General features: G+C 43.2%; 18 protein-coding genes. 14 read left to right on the top strand and 4 right to left on the bottom strand.

The window, feature by feature from the left end; all coding sequences use genetic code 11:
* The first annotated feature begins 181 nt into the window (after positions 1-181).
* Together adk and AVL57_RS12760 are read left to right on the top strand one after the other, a co-directional pair.
* A complete protein-coding gene (gene adk / locus AVL57_RS12765; protein WP_013783409.1) occupies positions 182-826 on the top strand; it encodes an adenylate kinase in 645 nt (214 codons plus the stop codon).
* Positions 827-940: 114 nt separating this feature from the next.
* The gene (locus AVL57_RS12760; protein ID WP_057790785.1) at positions 941-1,336 is read left to right on the top strand and encodes an MAPEG family protein; all 396 of its coding nucleotides are present in this window, start codon (positions 941-943) and stop codon (positions 1,334-1,336) included.
* Positions 1,337-1,374: 38 nt separating this feature from the next.
* On the opposite strand, the gene AVL57_RS12755 is transcribed toward AVL57_RS12760, so the two are convergent.
* From AVL57_RS12755 to AVL57_RS21200, 4 genes are all read right to left on the bottom strand, one after another.
* Positions 1,375-3,963 (bottom strand): TonB-dependent receptor, encoded by a 2,589-nt coding sequence (locus AVL57_RS12755; protein WP_057790787.1) that lies wholly within the window; start codon positions 3,961-3,963, stop codon positions 1,375-1,377.
* 270 nt (positions 3,964-4,233) lie between these two features.
* Complete coding sequence (lepB, locus tag AVL57_RS12750; protein WP_057790789.1) at positions 4,234-4,875, bottom strand: signal peptidase I; 642 nt, start codon at positions 4,873-4,875, stop codon at positions 4,234-4,236.
* Positions 4,876-5,236: 361 nt separating this feature from the next.
* Entirely contained in the window at positions 5,237-6,184 is a 948-nt protein-coding gene (locus tag AVL57_RS12745) for an MBL fold metallo-hydrolase (protein ID WP_057790791.1), read from the bottom strand.
* A gap of 124 nt (positions 6,185-6,308) precedes the next feature.
* Positions 6,309-6,461 carry a hypothetical protein gene (locus AVL57_RS21200; protein ID WP_156454641.1) on the bottom strand — a complete coding sequence of 51 codons (153 nt, stop codon included), beginning with the start codon at positions 6,459-6,461 and terminating at the stop codon, positions 6,309-6,311.
* Between the two features lie 142 nt (positions 6,462-6,603).
* Between AVL57_RS21200 and AVL57_RS12740 the strand changes: the two genes are divergently transcribed.
* From AVL57_RS12740 to AVL57_RS12685, 12 genes are all read left to right on the top strand, one after another.
* Complete coding sequence (locus AVL57_RS12740; RefSeq protein WP_057790793.1) at positions 6,604-7,269, top strand: response regulator; 666 nt, start codon at positions 6,604-6,606, stop codon at positions 7,267-7,269.
* A gap of 1 nt (position 7,270) precedes the next feature.
* Positions 7,271-8,560 (top strand): ATP-binding protein, encoded by a 1,290-nt coding sequence (locus AVL57_RS12735; RefSeq protein WP_057790795.1) that lies wholly within the window; start codon positions 7,271-7,273, stop codon positions 8,558-8,560.
* Positions 8,544-8,897, top strand: a complete 354-nt coding sequence (locus AVL57_RS12730; protein WP_057790797.1) for a cupredoxin domain-containing protein — start codon at positions 8,544-8,546, stop codon at positions 8,895-8,897. The genes AVL57_RS12735 and AVL57_RS12730 overlap by 17 nt, the downstream gene beginning before the upstream one ends.
* On the top strand, positions 8,887-9,651 hold the full coding sequence (locus tag AVL57_RS12725; protein ID WP_057790798.1) for an FTR1 family protein: 765 nt from the start codon (positions 8,887-8,889) through the stop codon (positions 9,649-9,651). Before AVL57_RS12730 ends, AVL57_RS12725 begins: the two co-directional genes overlap by 11 nt.
* Positions 9,648-10,343 carry a hypothetical protein gene (locus tag AVL57_RS12720; protein WP_082604883.1) on the top strand — a complete coding sequence of 232 codons (696 nt, stop codon included), beginning with the start codon at positions 9,648-9,650 and terminating at the stop codon, positions 10,341-10,343. Before AVL57_RS12725 ends, AVL57_RS12720 begins: the two co-directional genes overlap by 4 nt.
* Positions 10,344-10,426: 83 nt before the next feature.
* Entirely contained in the window at positions 10,427-11,164 is a 738-nt protein-coding gene (locus AVL57_RS12715) for a glycosyltransferase family 2 protein (RefSeq protein WP_057790800.1), read from the top strand.
* On the top strand, positions 11,154-11,843 hold the full coding sequence (locus AVL57_RS12710; protein ID WP_057790802.1) for a TVP38/TMEM64 family protein: 690 nt from the start codon (positions 11,154-11,156) through the stop codon (positions 11,841-11,843). Before AVL57_RS12715 ends, AVL57_RS12710 begins: the two co-directional genes overlap by 11 nt.
* Positions 11,843-13,534, top strand: coding sequence for an ArnT family glycosyltransferase (locus AVL57_RS12705; RefSeq protein ID WP_057790804.1), 1,692 nt, complete (start codon positions 11,843-11,845; stop codon positions 13,532-13,534). The genes AVL57_RS12710 and AVL57_RS12705 overlap by 1 nt, the downstream gene beginning before the upstream one ends.
* 197 nt (positions 13,535-13,731) lie before the next feature.
* Positions 13,732-14,484, top strand: a complete 753-nt coding sequence (locus tag AVL57_RS12700) for a thermostable hemolysin (protein WP_057790806.1) — start codon at positions 13,732-13,734, stop codon at positions 14,482-14,484.
* Positions 14,474-15,979 (top strand): AMP-binding protein, encoded by a 1,506-nt coding sequence (locus AVL57_RS12695; RefSeq protein ID WP_057790808.1) that lies wholly within the window; start codon positions 14,474-14,476, stop codon positions 15,977-15,979. Before AVL57_RS12700 ends, AVL57_RS12695 begins: the two co-directional genes overlap by 11 nt.
* Positions 15,980-15,982: 3 nt before the next feature.
* A complete protein-coding gene (locus AVL57_RS12690) occupies positions 15,983-16,663 on the top strand; it encodes an iron-containing redox enzyme family protein (protein ID WP_057790810.1) in 681 nt (226 codons plus the stop codon).
* Positions 16,664-16,709: 46 nt separating this feature from the next.
* A complete protein-coding gene (locus tag AVL57_RS12685) occupies positions 16,710-17,555 on the top strand; it encodes an SDR family oxidoreductase (RefSeq protein ID WP_057790812.1) in 846 nt (281 codons plus the stop codon).
* Position 17,556 lies beyond the last annotated feature (1 nt).

Here is a 17,556-nt window from a genome sequence, read left to right as displayed (position 1 = left end):
TTGAAAGGAAGCAGTGAGTTAAGACCAAAGTCGGATTTTATAACGGGCCATAAGTAGTATATATATTCATCATAAGTGTTTAGTTTCCCTCTACTGTGGGGCTTATACTTGTCACTGTGGTGCTGAATGTGTAAAGTGCCCCAAGTAAAAAAGTTCAAAATCATAAGCGGAGAACGCACTCATGCGAATTATTCTTCTCGGCGCTCCTGGCGCGGGTAAGGGCACACAAGCTCAGTTTTTAATGGGCAAATATGGGATCCCCCAAATTTCTACCGGTGACATGCTGCGTGCTGCTATAAAAGCAGGTACGGAAATGGGCCTTGCGGCCAAGCGTGTAATGGATGAAGGTAAGCTAGTATCGGATGAAATCATTATCGGGCTAGTTAAAGAGCGTATTGCACAAGACGATTGTAAAGATGGTTTCTTGTTAGACGGCTTCCCACGTACAATTCCACAAGCTGATGCAATGAAAGAAGCCGGTGTTTCTGTCGATCATTGTATTGAGTTTGACGTACCAGATGATGTGATTGTTGAGCGTATGGGTGGCCGTCGTGTACACCCAGCTTCAGGTCGTGTTTACCATGTTGTTTACAACCCACCTAAAGAGGAAGGGAAAGACAATGATACTGGCGAAGACCTTATTATCCGTGATGATGATAAAGAAGAGACAGTGCGTAAACGCCTTGCAATTTACCATGAGCAAACTAAGCCATTAGTTAATTACTATAGCGCTGAAGCTGATGCGGGCAACTGCGAATATCACAAATTAGACGGCACACGCCCAGTTGACGAAGTAAGCGCAGAGCTTGCAGAACTTCTAGGTTAATAAAGCTTGTTGATTTGTAAAGGCCGCAGTAGCGGCCTTTTTTGTTACTTGTATGTTATAAGCGAATAGCGTTTAATAATTGCAGAATAACTAATATAAACGTGGAGCTAACCTATGGTATTACCTATAACGGCGTTTTATGCCAGTCTGTTGGGGATTTGTTACTTATACTTGTCATTTCTAGTGGTAGGCGTTCGTAGAAAAAATCAAATTAGCTTGGGCGATGGCGGTAATGAAGACCTGAAAAGGCTCAGTCGCGCTCATGGCAACTTTAGTGAATATGTCCCTATTACGTTAATTATGATTGCTTGCTTTGAAGCGAATACGGGGCAAGGCTGGGCGGTACATGTACTAGCATCTTCACTGTTATTCGGGCGTATTTTCCATGCTTATGGATTAAGACATCATAGTGGGGCAAGTTGGCAACGTATCGCAGGTATGTTACTGACCTTTTTAGCCATGTTAGTAGCAGCTATTGCTAACTTAATGCTAATTCACTTTGGATTGTGATTGCCTGACATTCAGGCAATCACAGTTAGCGCTAGCGTTTAGAACCTAAACGTTGCTTTGGTATATACGAAGCGGCCGCGCGGATTGTGGATACTACCCACATAACCGTAAAGGTCGCTATCGCCATTCCCTATAGCAAAGGGGGGTTCTTCATCTAATACGTTGTTTACGCCAAGTACAAGTCGAATAGTGTCGGTCACGTTATAGCCACCTTGAATATCCACTAGCATTTGTGAGTCGACCATACGAGATGTGTTTTCTTCAAAATCTAACACGCCGTCGAAGTCGATATCGGGTGTATCTTCAAACTCACCCACAAAACTAATATTCAAATTAGCGTCAAACGCTCCTTTGCTCCACGTAGTGCCAAACAACCAGCGATGCTCAGGATAACCATATTCGCCCGTGTAATCTAAGCCGTCTTTTTCAAACTCGGTAAGGTAAGACCAATCAAGATTGAATTTAACGTCGCCATAGTCGTTAAGCGAAATCATGTAGTTTGCACTTAAATCGATACCTGCAGCTTCTTGTGAAGACACGTTTTGGTAGGTATTAAATATCTTTTGGATAACCCCTAAGCTAGCGCCGCCTTGTGGATCTAAGCGTACGCAAATTTCGCTGTCTTGATTATTACACTCAGTGTCGTATACCAATCCAAATTGCTGCTCATCAATCTTGTTGTCTTGGGTGATACTCCAAATATCAACACTTAAGCCAAGCGCTTGTGTTGGGGCCCAAATTGCGCCCACATTCCACGATTCAGACTCTTCCGCTTCCAAATCTGGGTTACCTGCAAATTCAATATTGTAATCTAGCGATTCACAATCTAAACCTGTTGCTTCACAGCGGTATCTATCCACAAAGAATACACTCTTTTGTGAAGGCCCCAAACCTACTTGTGCCAATGACGGCGCTCTAAATCCTTGTGCCCACGAGGCACGAAGGGTGACTTCATCGCTAGGCGCCCAACGCAAAGCAACTTTCGGGTTAGTGGTGTTACCAAAGTCACTGTAGTCGTCGTAACGGCCCGCCAGTTGAAGCTCTAGTTGGTCAGAGATAGGAATTGATAATTCCAAATAGGCAGCATATTGATCGCGTTCTGCGTTAGCAGAAACCGATTCAGTACCAAAAATAAGCCCTTGTTGGAATTGAATATCTGGAATGTCTGATACTTGTTCTTCGCGATACTCTATACCTGCTGCCATCATGACCATTTCATCACCTAACGCAAACGCTTCGCCAGTAATATGAGCATCAAAGCTGGTCATGCGAGATTCACCTCGGCGAACCAAGCTGGTGGTTATGGCATCAATCACCTCAGGTGAGTTAGTTACACCACCAAAAGGATTGTAGTTACCTAAGTCAATCTGTTCCTGTAGCCAATCTACGCGAACCCAACCTTGCGATTGGTCACCGCTTTGCTCCGAGCTGCTTCTGCCTTTTTGTACAGAGGCTTCCCAATCGTAGTCATTAATTTGTCCGCGCAAGCCTGCCACAAATCGCAGGGTATCTGTTTCAATATCCCAGCGTCTGGCGCCCGCATCCACAGGGCGGTAACGGCCAATATCAATATCTTGCCCGAAAGGGTTATCAGGATGGGTGCCAGGTACGGTTAAGCCAGCATCTTCATCAAGCGGCGTGGCTGCACCGCCAGCTTCAGATGTATTGTGCTGTACGGCAACTTCCATAAACGCAGTAACATCCGACGAAATTTTGTAATCGAATTGACCAATAAAGCCTACGCGCTCCGACTCAGGAATAGTTAGGCCATATGGACCATAGTCAAACAAACAACTTCCTGATGCTGTTGCGCTATCGGCTGGGCAGTCGGGATCGATGGTTTTAACACCATCAACATAGAAGTAACCGGGATACCCGCGAGAAGAACGAAAATCCATTCCACCATAAGGGGATTGATTCGCCGTGCCAAACCGACCCATTTCATCTGCGCCTAACCGGCTGTTGCTAAAGTAATCGAGAATGACAGTAGCGCTGCTTTTTTCACTTTGGCTGCCCCACAGCATATTCGCCGTAGTTTCACCGTAGCTTGGCCCTGTAGTGCCGCCATAGCCCACATTTACTTCTAAACCATCATAGTCTTTCTTCAAAATAACGTTTACTACACCGGCTACGGCATCTGAACCGTAAATAGCTGACGCGCCATCTTTCAAGATATCTATACGTTCTATGGCCGATACCGGAATAGCGTTAATATCCACAAATGAATTAGTAATACTTTCTGCAAAAGCACTGATGGCAACACGTCGGCCATTAATGAGAACTAAGGTGGCATCTGGCCCCATCCCTCTAAGAGACACAGAAGCCGCACCATTTGCGGTGGAGTCTTGGCTATTGTTACGGGTTGAGAAAGTTCCCGCGCCGGTAGCCGGCATGCGTTCTAGCAATTGTTGTAGGTTTTCATAGCCCATGCCTTTTATCATAGTGGCATCTATCGATTGAATAGGAGAGGGGCCTTCAATGTCGGTTCGTTTGATACGAGAGCCTGTTACCGCAATACGTTCTACTCCCTCAGCTTTTTCTTCTACTTCTTGAGCTTGCGAGGTGGAGATAGACGAGAGTCCAGCCAGTGCGAGTGTGAGCGCACTAAGTTTAACACCATGTTTCATTGTGATTTCCTTATGGTTCCATTTTACTTGTTGTTTATTATTTCAGTAACGCGAACGGTTACTAATCAATCAATAGCACTAACGTGTGCAAAGTAGCAAGCTAGTAAGCTATTGTTTTTGAATAGAGTTAGTTACAAATTGTGTACGAATGAAAAAACAAAGAGAGTCTGAATGCGCTGAAGCTCATTGTTGGCGTATAGCAACGGGCATGTTGAGGAAGATAAATCAGAGGGGGCATACCCGCTTAAGGGCATGCCAGTTATTTTGATTTTACTGAAGCGCCAGCAAGGAACGAGCGCTTCTTGGTAGATAGTAATTTTCTTTATCTAACGAAAAAGCCACGCGCGTAGCTTGGCCTTGAATTTCTTCAACGGGGATAAAGCCGTAATAACGCGAATCTACACTGTTATTTCGGTTATCACCCATTACCAATACATGCTTTTCAGGTACAACAACTTCATTAAATGACGTGCGCGCCCCTTTAACAGGTAATAGCTGAATAGTGCGCTGACTCTCGCCCATATTCTCTTGGAAAATATAGTTGTCAAGCCGCTGTATTAAGGCGTGATCGCCATTTACGGTTAGGTTGTTGTTACTTAAATGCACCGTGTCACCAGCAACAGCGATAACACGTTTGACTAACCGAGTATTTGCGGCACTGCTTTGAATAACCACAATATCCCCACGGGCGATGTTGCCTGTATGGGCAAGCACCATGTTGGTAAACGGCAGCTCAAAGGTGTAAGCACTTTTATCTACCACAATACGATCACCGACTTGTATGGTGGGCTCCATTGAACCCGTAGGTACATGATAGTAATCCGCTACGCTACTTCTGAATGAAAACATCAGTACAACAAATAGAATGAAAGGTAAATTTCTTTTAATGAACGAGCCAGTTTGTTGCTTCATTTTTATTCCTAACAGTAGGTGGTTAGTGCGGTGTAGCGTTAGCCTATCACCACGTACAAGTGACATTACGCCAGTAACGGCCGCCAAAGTTGCGTTAAATATAGAAAGCGTAGATTGGAAACAGTTCATACGAAAAGTGTTTCAAGATATGTGTAGTTTTTGAGATGGTCCTATATACAACATGTGGCCTAGTCAATTCACTACGTGGCGTAAGTATGCAAACAAACCATGTTAGCAATCTGGTTATTTGACATGTTCCACCTTACCTAACCGCTATCTAGTTATCGTGTAACCAGACATTTACGTTAGTTTAGTGCCAGAAGTAAATTCAAAAGAGGCATTGTATATTGCCTCTTTCGCGCTATTTAAATGATGACAGCTTATTTTTAACGTTAATTCGTAACTCATTGTCGATATATTCATTAAACGCCTTATTGCCCGTTACGATTGGGTTTGATTGATTAAACTCACGATTTTTCAATGCATTCATTTTTTCAATTAAGTTATTGGAAAATGGGTGGTTTGAAATACTCGCATCAACTCCCTTTTTATTCGCTATGTTTTGAAAGTAGTTTAAAGAGTGCAAGTAATTTTGATTTTCTTCTTTTGTATCTGGTAATCCTGTACCGCCCCACACTGCGACCATGTGTGGTTCGCCGTTATCTGTAACCGGTATTAATAAAGATAACCCCCCTGGGGTGTGCCCTGGTGTAGCAAGTACCGTTAAGTTAGCGTTACCTAACCGGATGATTTCACCATCTGTTACTTGGGTGTATGTGTCTGGTAATGGTATTTCTGTAGAAAAGTTACCGAAAGGATCTGTTAGAACAGGGGCTTTTGGATCGTGAATATAGTTCCATTCATCTTTACCCATTAAAATTGTAGCGCCATATTTTGCTTCAAAATAATGAGCGCCACCATAGTGGTCGCTGTGACCATGAGTCACTATCACGGATTTGATATCTTCAGGATTTAAGCCTAATTCTTTAAGCCCTGGAACAATGACATGTTCTGCGTCGTAAGGGGTCCACATAGTATCAATTAAAATAATACCTTCTGACGTGGTGATAACAAAGCTACCTACACTGACATAACCTACAAAATAAAGATTATCAAATAGCTGAGTAGGTTCGAGAATGCTTGTATTAAACAAATCGCCTGAGGTAAGGGAAGTCGGTAGTTTATCTAATCTAGTTTCAATTTCATTTTCACTCAACCCCATAATATTGCCTTCGTTTGATGTTGTGCAACCGGCTAATAAGTAAATTAATACTGTAATTGAGAAAATGCCCCCCGGCGTTTTTTTCATACATTTCTCCTCAGTTAGTTAGTCATATCGAGAGTTTATACGACAAACTTCATTGTTGGCTTACATTGAATGACTAAAAGCCGGCTGTGAACTCATAATTGAAATTAGGCTTGTCCAACACAACTTAAGCATGGGCATCTATTTCTTCAAAACAATAGTGAATTGCATTTTTAAACGTACATCGTAAAAACAACACTGTAAGGGAAAATAAATGGTTGGAAGCAAGTTGTTCATTTTCCCACGCTGGGGTATTACTGTTTTCGGTAGTGGCAATCATGGCTTTATTCCTTGTGTATTTAGTCAAATTTCACTCCGAACATTTATTGCCTTATACTTAGCCGTTTGATTATAAAAAAGCTTAAGGTTTTCTTAATATTGCTAATATACCCTTATATTTATTAGCTAATTATAGGAATGATATGCGCATACTGTTAGTAGAAGACGATAAGCCATTGTCCAGTGCGCTTAAGGTTTCACTGAGTAAGGCAAACTATGTTGTAGACTGTGTCTACGACGGCGCCAGCGCATTGAACACATTTAAGATGTCGCAAAACGACATTGTCATTCTCGACCTAGGTCTGCCAGATCAAGATGGATTGAACGTGCTTAAGCGTATTCGCAAAACGAACCCAGTACTGCCAGTCTTAATTCTTACAGCAAGAGACAAAACCACCGACAAAATCTCAGGGCTAGATGCAGGTGCAGACGATTACCTCCCAAAACCCTTTGAAATTGATGAGTTACTGGCGCGCCTGCGGGTTTTGGAGCGTAGACTAGGTACGGCTTCACAAAGTGTTATCACTGTGAAGAACGTCAGTCTTGATACCGCGCACCATACACTGACCATTGACAAAGACAAGGTACATCTACCTCGAAGAGAGCTTATGCTTTTGAAGGCGCTAATTGAAAACGCTGGACGTATACTGAGTAAGCATCAGCTTGAGAGCAAGCTCTATGAATGGGGGGAGGAAGTAGCAAGCAACACTATAGAAGTCCACATCAGCCATTTGAGAAAAAAGATGCCAGAAAACTTTATTCGAACCATTAGAGGCGTGGGGTATTGCATATCCAACTCTGGAGACTAACGTGACGTCGATTCGTCGCTTTCTTATTTTAACCCTTACCAGTGCCCTAGTACTTATTGTCTTCAGTGCGGCGCTGCATGGATATCGTGCCACAATAGATATATCAACTACGTTACTAGATAATGAGCTAACAGCGTTGAGTCGCGCTATTGCCTCTTTCAATGGAGAGGCATCAAATAAAGACCACACTTTGTTATTTCAAATTTGGCAAGACGATAAGTTGATAAAAAGCTCAAGCGAAGTGTTAAAAGCGCCACTTTCTGACTTTAAAGACGGGTTCTCAGAAAAGAATGTTCTAGGAACACGATGGCGAGTGAATACCTCTTATGTGAAAGATGAAACCTCTTGGTACATGGTGGCTCAACCTTTGAGTAATCGCTTTACGTTAACGGATGCATTAACCGTTGCTTCCATAACTCCTTTTATTATCAGTGTTCCCCTCCTTGCTGTAATTTTGTTCTTGGGAATAACTTGGGGTCTTGCTCCTCTAAAACAACTTTCCCAAAAGCTGGCTAAGCGAACAGGTAATGATCTTTCTACCATTTCACTTGATAGAGAACCCAGTGAGCTTAAACCTGTTGTTTCTACGCTCAACTCAATGTTTTCTCGGCTTAGTGCCGCGTTTGAAAGAGAACAGCAGTTTGCATCTAACGCAGCACATGAACTGCGTACACCGCTAAGTGTGATGAAAATCAATATTCATAATATCGCTGAGGAGTTAGGTGATAGCGGTAAATTACTTGAAATACTTCAGCGAGACACCGATAGGATGATTCATGCGGTGAACCAATTCTTATTACTAACACGCACCAGTCCAGAGACTTTTGTAGAGCAAAAGGAGGCGGTAAACCTACACTATGTAGCCCAGGAAGTTATTAGCGACCTATACGGAAAAATTGAAGCCAAACAACAAGAAATATCCTTGGAAGGTGATGAGGTTTGGCTAAACAGTGTCCATTTTATGTTGTACACCTTATTGCAAAATCTGATTACCAACGCGAGTAATTATTCTCAGAAGGGGGCACAAATTGTTGTTCGAATTGAAAAGCTAGCATCGAAGGTGACTTTGAGTGTTGCGGACTCAGGCCCTGGCATTCCCGCAAGTGAAAGACCCAGTGTGCTAAAGCGATTTAACCGTGCAACACAAGCTAAGACCACATCGGGCAGTGGCCTTGGTTTGGCCATAGTGTCTCAAATTGCTGCTCTGCATGATGCTTATGTTGTGCTTGATGATGCTACGTTGGGGGGCCTTGTTGTAAAGGTAGAGTTTAAAAATGAACTTCTACTTTAAAATTTCTCTTGCCCTTTTCTCATTTGCCTCTTTTCAAGTATATGCGCTACCTGAAGTAGTGGTAGAAATTAAAGATCACCTTTTTTACCCCCAAAATGTAGTGGTTCCAGCAGGAAAAAAGGTACGCCTTACTTTCATCAATTTTGATGATACCCCTGAGGAAATAGACAGCTTTGCCCTTAACAGAGAAAAAGTAATTTTTGCCAACAGCAAAGGCATTATTTATATAGGACCGCTGGCTCCAGGTGAATATCCTTTCTTTGGTGAGTTCCACCCTAACAGTGCGGTAGGCAAAGTAGTTGTGCAATCACAAGAGGAGGAACCAAATGCTCATTAATACCGTCGTACTCTTCCTAAGAGATACATTGCCCATTTTTTTATTACTTAGTTTACTTATAGCGTTACCTAGCGTGTCTCGTTTTTCACTAATATGGCGAATAGTCTTACTGCTTGTAATCGCCGTAATTTCTTATTCATACTTAGGTCTTATCTCTCAAATGGCCGAAGGCGCTGGCTTTGAAATACTAAAATCCTTGCTACTAGTAAGTGCGTGGATAGGTATTTGTGTGCTTGTTATTTGTCCTTTCTCGAAACGTAACTTAAACAGTATGGGTATTACGTTGCTTATGCTTGGTATAGGGCTACCTAACAGTCTGCACTTTATGGTGTACTTTGTGTCGGAGCTTTCGCACAACAGTGATAGTACGCTGCTTTTTCTTGGCACTACAATCGGGTTGGGTATCAGCATTAGCATCGCTATTTTGCTCAATATTGCACTAACTCACTTTGTAAGCCAAAAAGCGACATTTCGTTTCACCACACTTTTTGTTGCCGCGCAAGTAGCGAACGTAGCGCTACTTCTGGAGCAAATAGATATATTTCCTACTCCCCATCAAGTTTGGGATAGTAGCCACTTCATTAGCGACAAGAGCGAGTATGGGCATTTATTGAACGCATTAATTGGCTATGAAGCCACTCCTTCGATGAGTTACGTAATGTTATTTCTATTTACCTTAGCTGTGCCCAACGCCATTGCTGCAATAAGGAAGCGCATACCTGCACTGTGGCAACAAGTGGAGGTTATACAATGATGCGTATAGTTTTATTTTTGTTTGTCCTTCTTGCAACCTTTTCCGTGAGTGCTGACAACTTTACCGTAGACCGTGTCTACCAACCCTATGTATTGCCTTTTGAGCGCGAATTCGAATGGCGTTTAACCTCACGCCAAAATGATAATGGTAATGTCTTGATGCAACGCTTCTCGTTTGGGTACGCCCTTTCTGAGTTTGTGATCTTAGAAACTTACCTAGTGGGAGCTCGCGATGAAAATCAAGATTTTGGATTGGAATCTTATGAGCTTGAGCTTCGCTGGATGGTCACCGAGCGTGGAAAGTATTGGGCCGATTGGGGAACCCTGTTTGAGTTAGAGAAACAACACAATACCGATGACTGGGCAGCAAAGGCGGGCATACTTACAGAGAAAGAGTTTGGCCAGTTTAGCCTAACCACCAACGTAAGTTTGGTATACGAATGGGGAGAAACTGTTACTAATGAATGGGAGGGTGAATTCAAAGCAAAGTATCGCTACCGGTGGATCCCTGAAGTTCAGCCGGGTATTGAATTATATGTAGCAGAGGACTATGTCGGCGTTGGTCCAGCTTTTATGGGTATCAAACGCTTTGAAAAGCAAAAGCAATTAAAATGGGAATTTGGCTTTATCGCGGGGCTTAATGGAGACAGCAAAGATCATACATTGCGAATGTCACTAGAATTCGAGTTTTAATTAACAAAAATGAATTACCTTAAGATTTTCTTAAGGTTTCTTTTTTACAGTATTGTGCATAGTTATTTTTAGACATCAACCCTATGCACCAGATTGAAATTAGTGTAGTAATACCCGCAAAAAATGAAGCAAAAAACCTTCCTTCCTTATTAATAGAAATTGCAAATTCATTAACGCCTGAAGCAACTGAAATCATCATAGTCGATGACGGCAGTGACGATGACACGTCAGCATTGCTTGTTTCTTTGACGGACTCACTTCCCCTTGCTTGCAAGATAATCACGCACCCTAATAGCTGTGGACAAAGTACATCTGTTTATCATGGTGTACTCTCGGCTCGGGGAAAGTGGGTGGTTACATTAGATGCTGATGGTCAAAACGATCCTGCGGATATCCCCAAATTAATAGCAACAGCTAAACAAGAAAGTGGCGTTCATTTCTGCATCATTGGCCATCGTCAACAAAGGAAAGATACGCAATGGAAACGTATGCAATCTAAAGTGGCGAATTGCATACGACAGTGGATTTTAAACGATGGTACATCTGATTCGGGGTGTGGATTAAAGCTGCTTCCGCGAAGCACATTTTTACAGCTCCCTTATTTTGATCATATGCATCGGTATATACCCGCTCTTACTAAGCGACTTGGTGGCAATATAGTTTGTGTGCCAGTGAATCACCGAGCGCGGCTTGAAGGGCAGTCAAACTACAATGCATGGAACAGGGGGGTGGCCGGTGTTATAGATATGCTCGGTGTGAGATGGCTGATGTATCGCAATAAACTCGATACCATTAACAAGGCAATTACGTATGAAAAGTGATGGCTTTCCTTTTAGAAGTACTCTCAGCTTCTTGGTGGGTACTTTAATGATGGGGGCTGCTTGCTATTTATCACTTCAAGTGACCAGTGAAGTTTTCATACACAGCGCCGATCCAAACTGGTTAACATCATACATAACGGGGCGTGGTACAGAAGAAGTACTCTTGGTATTGGCTGCCTTTGTTGTATTGATGACATTAGGTGTCCCCCGGCAAGCAGTTAGCTTTTTTTGTGGTGTTGGCTTTGGCGCTTTTGAGGGGGGCTTAATAGCGCTGCTCCTTACCTGCGTGTCCGCAAGTACAGCCTATCTATTAGTACGCGGTTTTCTGAGAAAGCGCATAGCCAAACTCATTAAATTAGGTGCTTACGAGAGCCGTTTTTCGCAACTGCGTGAGAAACTCGTTCGAAACAGCTTTCGAACAGTACTCATGGTTCGATTGTTTCCAATAGGTTCCAATGTTGCAACCAATGCTATTGCTGGCGCGTTTAGAGTGCCTTTTATTCCTTTCATTACGGCAAGCGCATTAGGTTTTATTCCGCAAACCTTACTTTTTTCAATGCTAGGAAGTGGCTCACGTTATATTAATGCCTTCGAGCAACCTGTCCATATAGCAGGTCTAGTGGTTAGCGTTATGCTAATACTTTCTATGATGCGCTTTACTCGCAAGGATAATGCGTAGTGACAAATATATTTCGTCACGAGCGTACGGCTATCGTACTTTTCGTTGTTGCGACCATCATTATTTTCAGTGGTATAGGCCTTCGCGATGCTTGGCCGCCCGACGAACCACGTTTTGCTCTAGTTGCCAAGGAGATGGTCACAAGTGGTCAATGGCTTATTCCAATGCGTGGGGGAGAACTTTATCCTGATAAGCCTCCTGTTTTTATGTGGAGTATCGCAGTTTTCTACCTCTTGACTGGCAGTTTAAGCGTTGCCATGCTTTTACCAAATGCCATCGCAAGTCTTATAACACTGACAGTAACTTATCGGTTATCACGAGCTCTCGCTGATGAGAGAGCAGCGATAATGAGCATGTTACTACTATTGTTAAGCCCACAGTTTCTAATTCAAGCTAAGTTTGCTCAAATAGATGCGTTGGTTGCTTGTTGTGTTTGGATTGGCGTTTATGGCTTTGTTCGCCATTTTTGTATAGCTGAAAGCTGGCGTTGCTATTTTATCGCTTGGGGCGCAATGGGTCTGGGAATTATTACTAAAGGCGTGGGTTTCTTGCCTCTTTTTATCCTAGTTCCTCTATCTTTTTTAGCCATTAAAAAACAACTCCCCACAACAAGATGGAAAAAGCGCGCATTACTAGGGCCGTTGATAATGCTGAGTATAGTCTTGGCTTGGTTAGGACCTGTACTTTATCTAGGTGCATATAAGCAAGATCCAATAATTCAGCAATACTTATCAAATATTTTGTTGAAGCAAACAGCTCAGCGATACGCAAATGCTTGGCATCATATTGAGCCGTGGTATTACTATATCATCGAGGTTATTCCACTGTTTTGGTTTCCCTCTCTTATGGTGTTAGCAGTTAAGAGAAAGCAAATTAAACGGGTTTTGATGAAGAATCCAGCCTACTTTGCGCTAGCGATATGGGTGGTATTAGTTGTAGTGTTTTTCAGTTTCAGCCCAGGGAAACGGGGTGTTTACATACTTCCATCACTTCCTGCTGTCGCTATGATTGCAGGGCTTCTGCTGTCTCGTGGTGGCGTTTCAAAAACAATTAGTGTTTTTGCGCGTTCAGTGACGCTCCTGATTTCGCTAGGGGCAATCGCAGCTGCCGCTGTGCTTATGTTTAACGAGCAAACAGTAAGCGCATTAATGTTACGCTTTCACAGTACATTAAGCATGATAACCACACTAGGTGCTATTTGCTTCTTAGTCGGAATAATGGGGTTGAGCACGCAGTTTTTAAATTTCTCTAAACATCTTATTTTGTGGTTAGTGGTAACAACTGTTGTTCCATCCACAATAGGCGTATGGGTGCTCAATGATTTGCGCACGCCAACGCAGTTACTAATGCGTGTTCAAACGCAAAGTAATATTATTTCACCCGACATCAATATTTTGGATGTGGGTATTGTCAGTTTTAAAGAACAATACCTACTTTTTGCTCCGTTTCCCGTCACTCACTTTGGTTACCATACTGAAAAAGATAGAGAGAATGGCACTGCATGGACATGGCTCAAAGCCCAGCCCACACGTTTTTTGTTGGCGCCTAAAGACTACTTATTTCAGTGTGTCGATTTAGACAGGGCGGTATCGTTGGGCTTTGCACATCGAGACGAGTGGCTACTTATCCCTTCAACAGCCGCTGATGTGGAATGTAAACTGCTTTCAGATGGCCCTATTTACCGTTCATGACAAATTGGGGGCGATATTAGACCATTATTGTTCGATATGATGGCCGTAAACGCTAGTGCAGCGCGCTGCGTTATACCGCCACTGTATTTCAGCGTGATAACTTTTTATCTAGCCTTACTAAAAACAATGACTAACTTAAGGTTCTCTTAAGCTAGTACGTCAATACTCATACTAACAAAGAACACAAGAGTGTATGTATGAGCCTTACTTTTTCGGTAGCACCTAATCTAAGCGATGATGTGGATACTTCTCAGCATATAAAATTGCGCACATCGCTTACTTTCGTTGCTGCAAATGTTACTCACTCAGCAAGGCAGCAAATTGAAACCTTTATTTCTAATGGCTTCGCTACGCGCTATAACGCGCGCATCACTTCATTCATGCCTATGCTGTTTGCGCTTGAAGTTAATGGAATTAAGGCTGCCGTCGGTGCGAGATGCGGTGCTACTGGAAGTATGAACCACGTACTTTTCATTGAGCAATACCTAGTTATGACCATTGAAAGCGCACTGCAGCACCATGGAATTAGTGCGAAAAGACACGAAATAGTGGAGGTGGGTAACTTATTTAGTAGTTCATCTCGATATACGCTACCTCTTTTACTTTCACTGTGCTTTTTATTCTCTCAACTCGGTAAAAAGCATCTCGTGTTTAGCGCGACCAAGCAGCTAAAACAACTTCTACAAGGCGCCGGTATTTCGCTTACTGCCTTGGCTGACGCGGATGCTAAAAAGCTGGTTTCCAATCATGACGACTGGGGGGCGTACTACGACACAGCACCGCAAGTAATGGCCCTATCTCTTAGAAATGTTACCCATCATGTGATGCGCAGCGCACCGCTTCGTAAATATTATCTACAAGCGATTGGGCTCGTCGCTGCTTCTGATAGCGAACAGCAGTTAAGCGATACCTTAGTTTGCGAGCACAAAGGAGCATCCCATGTTGCTTAAACACTATTTAAACGGTGACGACACCGATATTGCGCTGAAGCATAAAGGTAAATCGTTGACGTACTTGGCACTTAAAGAAGCAGTCGCGCAACTTGCCAATTGGATTATAAACAACAATGTTAGTCGTATAGGCATCGCTTTTGACAATAGTTTTGCTTGGGTGGTAAGTGATCTCGCGTGCCAGCAAGCACAAGTTTGCTGTGTACCTATTCCACTTTTTTTCAGCGAAACGCAGCAGCGACATGTTATCGAAGAAAGTCAGTGTGAATACCTACTCACAAGCGAGGCATTAACGTTATTTCCTTCTTCGAAGAAGGAGATTTTAAGTGATAGCTTAAACATTATTGGCTATGCCCTTGTTTCAGACTCTACGGCAGTTTTTATGCCTACGGGTACCAATAAAATTACCTTCACGTCTGGGTCAACAGGCACGCCAAAAGGTGTATGCCTTTCTAGCGAATCCCAGTGGCGGGTTGCTAAGTCTATTGATGGCGCTTTTGAACAAGATGATGTCCACCATTTGTGCTTACTGCCTTTATCTACATTGCTCGAAAACATAGCGGGTATTTACGCGCCATTATTTCATGGCGGTACTGTGGAGCTTGCGTCAGCGAGTGCCAGAGGGTTTGAGGGTAGTCGTCTTGTGAATCCACACGCATTACTAGACCTCATAGACAGTCTCCAGCCAACCTCAATTATCTTAGTGCCAGAATTACTCATGATGCTTCTACAAGCCTGCTTAAAAGGCTGGCTGCCGCCGGTGTCGTTAACTTTTATCGCTGTGGGCGGCGCGCATGTTTCACCTATTGTACTGGCTCAAGCAAGAGCGAAAGGTCTACCTGTCTATGAAGGATACGGCCTGTCTGAGGCTGTTTCTGTCTCTACGTTGAATACTCCACAGTGCAATGTGCCGGGTTCTGCAGGTAAAGCGCTAGGCCACAATACACTTAGTATCGACAACGGCGAAATTGTCGTGACCGGCAACCACTTTTTAGGATATTTGAATCAACCAGAAAGTTTTTATCCTACACAGGTGAGAACCGGAGACCTTGGCACAATTACCGATGGGGTACTGACTCTAAGCGGACGTAAGAAAAATATTATGGTTAACAGCTCAGGTAGAAACGTATCGCCTGAATGGATTGAGTCCTTACTGATGGGGAGTGGGGTATTGCGACAGGTACTTATATTCTGTGAGGCTCGCCCTTATTGTGTTGCCCTGCTAGTACCAACGTCCCCGCATATTTCGATTGATGAATTACGCAAAGCCACAGCATTAATTAATCAGCATCTACCAGATTATGCACAAGTAGAAGACTTTGATGTCGTTGCACCCTTCACATTAGAAAATGGATTACTTACCCAAACGGGTAAGATCAAACGAGACAGCGTGATCGCTTATTACAGTAACAATATAGCGGCACTGTATGCGACATCTAGTTTTTTCTCGCACGCTCAAAAGAGTGCGACTCAACACATTACCCTTGGAGAGTAAATAATGTCTTTTTATCAACAACTGCAAGATAGTACCGAGCAAGCTAGAAGCACCTTTCTCCAAGCGCCAATAATACAGCGCTGTTTTAGTGGCAACTTCTCGGTTGATGATTATATCGCTTTCCTTCAGCAGGCCTATCACCACGTTAAATTTACGGTGCCACTACTTATGGCAACCGGCGCAAAATTGGCTGAAGACAAAGAGTGGCTTCGTGAAGCTATTGGTGAGTACATTGAAGAGGAAATGGGACATCAAGAGTGGATCCTAAACGATTTAGCCGCATGTGGAGTAGACAAAGAGCAAGCACGCCATGGCCATCCGGCTCCGGCTACCGAGCTTATGGTTGCCTATGCGTTTGACGCAATTGCACGTAAAAGCCCACTTTACTTCTTTGGAATGGTATTCGTACTTGAAGGCACAAGCATTGCGTTGGCTGATGCCGCTGCCCAACAAATTAAAGATAAGCTATCGCTACCAAAATCTGCTTTCAGATATTTAACCTCACACGGCACCCTTGACCAAGAACATATCGTTTTCTTTGAGAGTTTGATGAATAAAATATCAGATCCCCAAGAGCAGGCCATGATCATACGTAGCGCCAATATGTTTTATCGCTTATATGGTGATATTTTTCGGGAACTTACCCCTCAGCATGGCTTGCGTCCCATTGCACAAATTGCATGATTCGTTCACCTCGGTTTCAGGTAAGTTTAATTCAAGGTAAAGCATTATGAATATTGAATGGCAAAACCAAGTGATACTGATCACCGGTGCAAGTGGTGGCATCGGGCAAGCCTTTGCCAAAGCGCTTGATGAAAAAGGCGCACACCTTATTTTGACTGGCAGAAATGAAGTAAAGTTGAAACAGCTAAAACAGTCCCTCAAGCATCATCATACTTTTTTAACAGCGGATATTTCACTTCACGAAGGGCGGGAGAAACTCATTCACGCATGCGAGCGATTACCGGTAAGTATTTTGGTAAACAATGCCGGCACGACTCATGTTGGTGAATTTACAAGTGCGCCAGTGGAGTCAGTGGTAACAACGAATCTATTGTCTCCGATGTTGCTCACCCAAGGGTTAATTCCATGTTTAGCGTTGCGACCCAACGCACATGTGGTCAATGTAGGTTCTGCATTTGGCAGTATTGGTTTTGCCGCTCACAGCACCTATTGCGCGACTAAGTTTGCGCTTAAAGGCTGGACTGAATCGCTGCATCGTGAATATCACGGCAGTAATATTCAGTTTCACTATTTAGCCCCCCGAGCAACATATACGGCTATTAATGATGAAAGAGTAGTGGCACTTAATCAAGCGCTTGGTAATCAAGTTGATACACCTGACGTTGTTGCTCAAGCACTCATAAAATTGCTAGAGCAAGATAAAGCGCGGCTTAGCATTGGCTTTGCTGAGCGGTGCTTTGCCAAATTAAATGCCATCCTTCCAAACGTAGTAGATAACGCGTTAGCAAAGCAGCTGTCCATTATTAAACGGCATACTTTCAGCAAGAGTGAACCGAACCAGCATCTAAACAGTGTGCAAAACAACAATGACTTATCAAGCAAGTTGGTTTAAT

This window comes from Alteromonas stellipolaris (assembly GCF_001562115.1).
GTDB classification, from domain to species: Bacteria; Pseudomonadota; Gammaproteobacteria; order Enterobacterales; family Alteromonadaceae; genus Alteromonas; species Alteromonas stellipolaris.
The sequence above is the reverse complement of the archived record's forward strand: the minus strand, read 5'-3'. Positions and strand labels throughout refer to the sequence as shown.